We start from the raw sequence: 6,589 nt of genomic DNA on the forward strand, positions 1-6,589 counted from the left end.
GCCGGGATTATCTGCTCAGCGCCTTCAACATACAGGCTTCCGCCGCGAAGCATAAAGTCATTTTGCGTGTCCACGTTCCAGATGATTATCCTGTCCATGCCAAAGCCCTCATCCAAGTAAAAAGCAGCAATTGCCAACACACACGCCCTTACTCAAACTGCTCGCCTTTTGTCTCCCGCCCAAGCACAAGCACCGCAATTGCGCCTATGACAAGGGCGGCTCCAAGCACAAGCAGCGCTGCAAACAGGGAATATTGGGCCATTATCAGTCCTGCAATCGGCGTTGAGAATATCGCAGCTATTTTTCCTGTTCCATCAGCCCACCCCATTCCAGATGCGCGGGCCTGAGTGGGGAAAAGCTCGGGGGTGTATGCATAGACTGTGCCCCAGGCTCCAAGGCAGAAAAACGACATGAGGGAAAGCATGGCAAGCATTGAAAACTCGTCCCTGACTGCTCCAAATGAAAGCGCGAAAAGGCCGCTTAAAAGCAGGTAGGCAAACAGGGTCTTTTTGCGCCCAATGCGCTCAACCAGATAGGCTGCCGAAAAATATCCGGGGAACTGCACAAGCGCCGTAAATATGATGAATGCGTAAACTGTCATCTTTGAGAGCCCCTGCTGGAAAAAAATGGATGGCAGCCAGATGAAAAGGCCGTAATACCCGAAGTTGAGCATCATCCAGACTATGGCAATCATTATTGTCGCCTTAAGGTACTTGGACGTGAACAGCTGCAAATAAGACTCCTTTTGCCCGCCTTCAAGCCTCGGCTTTTGGGGAATTTCGTACTTGATTGGGGTTTTGTTGTCAGACATTATCCTGTCCAGAACCTCTTTGAGTTCCTTGAACTTACCGTGCTTTGCAAGAAAGTACGGGGTTTCATAGACAGACCTTCTCAATAGTGCGATGATGAGGGCCGGAAACGCGCTTACAATGAACAGGAGCCTCCAGTCAGGGAGAAGAAGCGCGGCAAGGACTGTTGCAAATATCTGCCCAAACGGCCAGAACGCGTCAAGAAGCACAAGGAACCTGCCCCTGTGCTTTGACGGTATGTTTTCAGACAGCAAGCCGGTGTCGGCAGTAAGGCAGCCGCCAAGGCCGATTCCTGTCAGAAGCCTGCACAGGTAAAGCACAGGGTAGCTTGGGGCAAATGCCGAAAGGAAAGTGAAGATGCTGTAAAAAAAGATGGTAAGCTCAAAGGAGACTTTCCGTCCAAACCTGTCCGAGATATAGCCCCACATATAGCTTCCAAAAAGCATGCCAAGCAATGAGGCTGAGCCCAAAAAGCCAGCCTGCGCAACATCAAGCCCCCACTGCTGGACTATAATCGGCAGGGTGAAGGCTATTACAAAAACTTCCATCGAAGTGAAGGAAAATCCCGCCCCGGCAACCGCCAAAAGCCTCTTGTGGTATGGCCCAAGGGGCATTTTGTCCATTATCTTTGAGATATAATCAGTTGAATACATGGAGTGCATTTTTTTTTGCAATGTTTATAATAGTTTATAATGTTTTCCGATGCCCTTCGTGCTCCTCAAAAGGTGCTTCCTACAAATGCTAGAAAAAAATGCAAGAAAAACCGGCGGCTTTGCTCCATTGGCTTCAAGGCAAACAGGCAGACCAGGTTCCCGCCGTCGGCAAGTGATAAAAGCAGCTTTATATACCGGGAGCATGAAAGACTTGCAGGTGATGGGATGGGAAAATCGGCCCCAGTTTTGGCTTTTGCAATATTCTCAATTCTTGTTTTTGCAGCCGCAGGCTTTGCACTGACCTTGTCAGGGACAATCCGTGACGGCTTTGGGACAAGGCTTACCGGAACGCACGTGGAGCTTCTCCAGGCAGGCACGGTCCTTGCGTCAACCACCGCGGCAAGCGAGGGTGCCTACAAGTTCAACATCAGCACCCCAGGCTCATATACATTAAGGCTCAATCGGTATGGCTATCCTGAGCATGTAGTTCCAATTACAATAGGGAATGAGGACACAAGGCGTGACGTGGTAATGACGGAAACAAGCCTCTCATCAGTTTACGGACAGGTGTTTTACGATGGCGGCAACCCAGATGCCCTTGGCAAGGTTAGGCTTTCAAAAAACGGCGTTTATGTTATAGGCGCTGAAAGCCAAATCAGGCCTGACGGCTCCTATGTCATCACAGGTGTGCAGCCAGGCGACTACCAGCTTGTGCTGCCTGAAGGCAACTATGAGTATGAAAAGCCGTCGCTAAGCTTTGTTGGAGGCGAAACTAGGCAGGTCAACATCCAAGTCACAAAAATCAAGCCACAGCCTAAGCCCGACAATAACACAACCCCTCCAGTTGTGCAAGAAACTTTCAGCATTGTGGCTCCTGCCACAGCGCTGCAGGGGGAGTGGGTGACAATCAAGGTTTTTGAAGGCTCGCAGCCTGTTGCAGGCGCAGTATTGCTTGCAAGTGCTGGGGGGTTTGAGACAACCCTGGACCCTACTGACAAGTCAGGCTCGACAAAATTCAAGCCGCAAAAAACTGGGAAATACACGTTCAAGTACGCAAAGGCCTTGGCAACAATGCAAGCCATCCAAAAACAGGCACTGCCAAAGCCAGAGCCTGTGCAAGTTGATACAGGCAACCAAAAGCAAGAGGGATTTGTTGCAGCCGCGCCTGCCATAAGCCTAACAATATTTTTGATATTTGTAGGCCTTGCGTTTCTTGCGGCCCTTGTTGTCATGTTTCTTCTTAGGCACAAGGCACGGGAAAGAAGGCACGAGGCGCACTTTGGCCACAAGCAGGCGCAAGTGTTTGCAAGCGCAAAGGACATGGCTGAAAAGTCTGAGCCGGAGGCACACGGCATCCTGAAGGAAAAATCAGCAAAGCACAAAAAAATCCATGCAGGAAAAAAGCGCCAGGCACAAAGGCAGCCAAAAGAGGAGTAGTCTGCCTAGAAATGAATAGCAGGACACCCTAAAACAAGTTAAAAATCACTGCGCTGGCTGCGCAGATTGTAAGGTTATCATTCACCTTTATCGGCAGGCTCTCAACAGCCGTAACTGCAAGGGCATAGATGGCACCCCAGGGGCCATACAGGTAGATTGCCGGGGCGCAGGACACAAGCATGGCAAAGCTTCCCTCAAGAGTCTTATTCCTGTTGTAGAAAATCTTGTGCCTGCCATGCCTTCCAACAAGGGTTGAAAGCGCATCGCCAAGCCCGAGTGCCACAAGTGCAACAAGCAGCCTTTCCTGCCTGTAAAGAAATGTTGCAAGAAGGCACAGGCCGGACAGGTACCAATAAAAACCAAGGTCGGCTTCCTGCCCCTGCCGCTTGAGGTGCTCAAAGCAGACTGAAAGCCGCCCAACCCCGGTTCCTGAATAGTGCAGGTGCAGAACAACCAATGCAAAAAGGCCGCCTGCAAAAAACAAGTAGGATGCTTCAACCCTGCCTAAAAGCGCAACTAGCCAAAATGCCACAAGCCCGATAAAAACATGCGCGTATTGCCTCAAGCTCTCAGACATTTTTGTCATCATCCAAAAGTTCTTCTCCTATTTACGCTTGCCCCGGCCCTCAAGCCAAAGCGCGCCAGCATAAGCAAGCCCTGCAATGCCAAAGCCTGCAACCACGTCAATCGTGCTGTGCATCCCAAGATAAACCCTGCTAAAAGACACGAAAATTGCAAAAGCAAGCAGAATGAAAAACAGGCGCTTGTGGCGCCTATCGCCAAGATATGCAAGGCTCAGGGCAAACGCAGTTGCGGCATGCAGGCTTGGAAGCGAGTAGTCCTGCCTGCAAGGAATCTTTGCCTGGGCGCTTGCGCACGGCCTTTCAACTTTTGTTATTTCCTTTAGGGCATAGCCTATGACAAATGCCAGCAGCATGCAAACCAGTGCGAACTTTGCCTGCCGCCATCCAATCTTCTTATCCTTTGCCTTCAGTGCAACTGCAACGACTATCGCAACCAAAAGAAGGGCAAACAAATAAGACGAGTCAAGAACTGCCGAAATGATGGTGAGTGGCCTAAAGTCAAGCGAGGAGATGATTGAAAAGAGCGCCTGCGAAGGTGCTGCAACAGGCCCCATGAACTCATTCATGCCATCCCACATAATTCTATATCTTTGCCGGAAACGAATAAGAAACCTATTTATATTTTACCGCATACATATCCATCGCTTTTGCAGCCTATGGGAAAAACTGCACGGGCCGTTTTAGAAGCTGGCCGTCGCGCCTGGAATTGCTTAAAACTTAGGCGACCTGTGGGGCTGGGCTGAAAGCAGCGCTAACAAAAACAACCGGAGGTAGAAGAGTATGGCAAAGAACTTGGAAGGGCAGCAAATCCTAATCCTGCCAGAAGGCTCAAGCAGGGTGCTTGGCAGGGACGCGCAGAGGACAAACATAGCAGTCGCATATGCGGTTGCAAACGCAATCAGGACGACGCTTGGCCCAAAGGGCATGGACAAGATGCTTGTCTCGGAATTGGGCGACATAGTCATCACAAACGACGGGGCTACAATCCTTGAGGAGATGAACGTCGAGCACCCGGCTGCAAAAATCATGGTCGAGATTGCAAAGACCCAGGACAAGGAAGTAGGCGACGGAACGACAACTTCGGTTATGATTGCAGGGATGCTTCTCAAAAAGGCAGGCGACCTGCTTGACCAGAACATACACGCAAGCACCGTTGTGAAAGGCTACTCGCTTGCGGCAGACAAGGCGGTTGATGTCCTGGACAAGATTGCAACAAAAGTTGACATAAAGGACACGAAGATACTTGAGGAAATAGCGTCGGTTTCCATGGGCTCAAAGTCGGTTGGCGTCGGGACGCAGAAAACCTACCTTGCAGGCCTTGTTGTAAAGGCGGTGACTCAGGTGGCTGAGAAAAAAGGCGACAGGTTCGCCATTGACCATGACCTGATAAAGCTTGAGAAAAAGGCAGGCGGCGAGATAAATGACACGCAGCTAATCAAAGGCGTGCTTGTTGACAAGGAGATCGTGCACCCCGGAATGCCAAAAACTCTCAAAAACCCGAAAGTGGCCCTTGTGGATTCGGCCCTTGAAATTGAAAAGACGGAAGTGGACGCAAAGATTGAGATTACCTCTCCAAACCAGATGCAGGAGTTTTTGGCGCAGGAGGAAAAGATGCTAAAAGACATGGTTGAGAAGATTGCGGCAACGGGCGCGACAATACTTTTCTGCCAGAAGGGAATTGACGACGTTGCGCAGCACTTTTTGTCCAAGAAGGGCATTGCTGCAGTACGCAGGGTGAAAAAATCCGACATGGAAAAGCTCGCACGCGCAACAGGCGCAAAAATAGCAACGACTCTTGACGACCTTACTTCAAAGGACCTTGGCGTTGCAGGCGACGTTGTGGAGCGCAAGATTGCAGGCGAGGCAATGGTTTTTGTTGAAAACTGCCCGAATGCAAAGTCCGTGACCATATTTGCACGCGGCTCTACCGAGCACGTTGTTGCCGAGGCGGAAAGGGCTATAACCGATGCCATTGGCGCAGTCTCATCTGCAATTGAGGACGGCAAATACGTGACTGGGGGCGGCTCTACAGAAATAGCACTTGCATCCAAGCTCAACCAGTATGCAACCGAGATTGGCGGCAGGGAGCAGCTTGCAATCCAGGCATTTGCAGAGGCCCTTGAAATAGTGCCGCGCACGCTTGCGGAATCAACCGGTGCCGATGCCATTGACATGCTTGTCAACCTGCGCACAAAGCACAAGAAGGACGAGGGTGCAAACTTTGGCGTGGATGTCTACACTGGCTCGATTGCAGACATGAGGAAAAACGGCGTGTTTGAGCCTGCAAAGGTCAAAAAACAGGCAATCCAGTCGGCTTCCGAGGCTGCAAGGATGCTTCTTAGGATTGACGACATGATTTCATCCAAGGGCAAGGGTGGTGCAGGCGGCATGCCTCCAGGCGGCGCAGGAGGCATGGGTGGAATGGGCGGGGACTATTAGGTAAAGCCCAGGCTCCAATTCTCCAGCGTTCAATCCAGCCAAAAGCAGCCTGAAAATAAGTGGCAGGAGCAAACCTCCTGCCATATCCTCTTTTTATATTCTTTTTTATTTTTTGTGCCAGACAGTTTTTTATTGAAGTATTCTTGAAGCATTCCTGAAGTCTCGGTGTCTTTCTTTTGGTATCGTGTCTATTCATACCTTAGTGCTTCTACTGCAGGCAGCCTGCTTGCCCTCCTTGCAGGAAAGTAGCCGGAAAGGCCGCCAACAAAAATGGAAAGCAGGAAGGCGAAAAGTACAACTTCAAACGAGACTGAAGTGCTTATGCCTGCCAAACCTATTGCAAAGGCAACAAGCGCCCCGAACACAACTCCAATCCCGCCTCCAATGGTTGAGATAATTATTGAATCTGCAAGGAATATCTTGAGGATGGTTTCAGAGGGCGCGCCTATTGCCTTGAGAATCCCTATTTCCCGCGTTCGCTCAAGCACTGAAGTGAACATGGCATTTGCAATGCCCACGGCCCCGACAAGAAGCGAAATTGCGGCTATTGCGCCAAGGAAAAGGGAAAGCAGGCCGGTGATTCGCCCAATCTGCTCAAGGACTGATTTTGCCGTGAAGACCGTAAAATCAAGATTGTCCTCCTTGACCTTGTGGGAGTTTTGCAGCC

At 50.4% G+C, this 6,589-nt stretch carries 6 protein-coding genes; 2 read left to right on the forward strand and 4 right to left on the reverse strand.

Annotated features, from left to right (window positions below):
- Window positions 1–148: 148 nt before the first annotated feature.
- Window positions 149–1,483, reverse strand: coding sequence for an MFS transporter (locus FJZ26_03095; GenBank protein MBM3229394.1), 1,335 nt, complete (start codon window positions 1,481–1,483; stop codon window positions 149–151).
- Between the two features lie 18 nt (window positions 1,484–1,501).
- Between FJZ26_03095 and FJZ26_03100 the strand changes: the two genes are divergently transcribed.
- Window positions 1,502–2,899 (forward strand): carboxypeptidase regulatory-like domain-containing protein, encoded by a 1,398-nt coding sequence (locus FJZ26_03100; protein ID MBM3229395.1) that lies wholly within the window; start codon window positions 1,502–1,504, stop codon window positions 2,897–2,899.
- 28 nt (window positions 2,900–2,927) lie between these two features.
- Here the strand turns inward: FJZ26_03100 and FJZ26_03105 are convergent, their stop codons facing one another.
- On the reverse strand, window positions 2,928–3,476 hold the full coding sequence (locus tag FJZ26_03105; GenBank protein MBM3229396.1) for a hypothetical protein: 549 nt from the start codon (window positions 3,474–3,476) through the stop codon (window positions 2,928–2,930).
- A gap of 27 nt (window positions 3,477–3,503) precedes the next feature.
- On the reverse strand, window positions 3,504–4,061 hold the full coding sequence (locus FJZ26_03110) for a phosphatase PAP2 family protein (protein ID MBM3229397.1): 558 nt from the start codon (window positions 4,059–4,061) through the stop codon (window positions 3,504–3,506).
- A 202-nt stretch (window positions 4,062–4,263) separates the two neighbouring features.
- Here FJZ26_03110 and FJZ26_03115 point away from each other — a divergent pair, with 202 nt between their 5' ends.
- Window positions 4,264–5,922 carry a thermosome subunit gene (locus FJZ26_03115; GenBank protein ID MBM3229398.1) on the forward strand — a complete coding sequence of 553 codons (1,659 nt, stop codon included), beginning with the start codon at window positions 4,264–4,266 and terminating at the stop codon, window positions 5,920–5,922.
- A 188-nt stretch (window positions 5,923–6,110) separates the two neighbouring features.
- On the opposite strand, the gene FJZ26_03120 is transcribed toward FJZ26_03115, so the two are convergent.
- On the reverse strand, window positions 6,111–6,587 hold the full coding sequence (locus tag FJZ26_03120; GenBank protein MBM3229399.1) for an FtsX-like permease family protein: 477 nt from the start codon (window positions 6,585–6,587) through the stop codon (window positions 6,111–6,113).
- Window positions 6,588–6,589: the final 2 nt, after the last annotated feature.

The organism is Candidatus Parvarchaeota archaeon (assembly GCA_016866895.1).
Taxonomy (GTDB): Archaea; Micrarchaeota; Micrarchaeia; order Anstonellales; family VGKX01; genus VGKX01.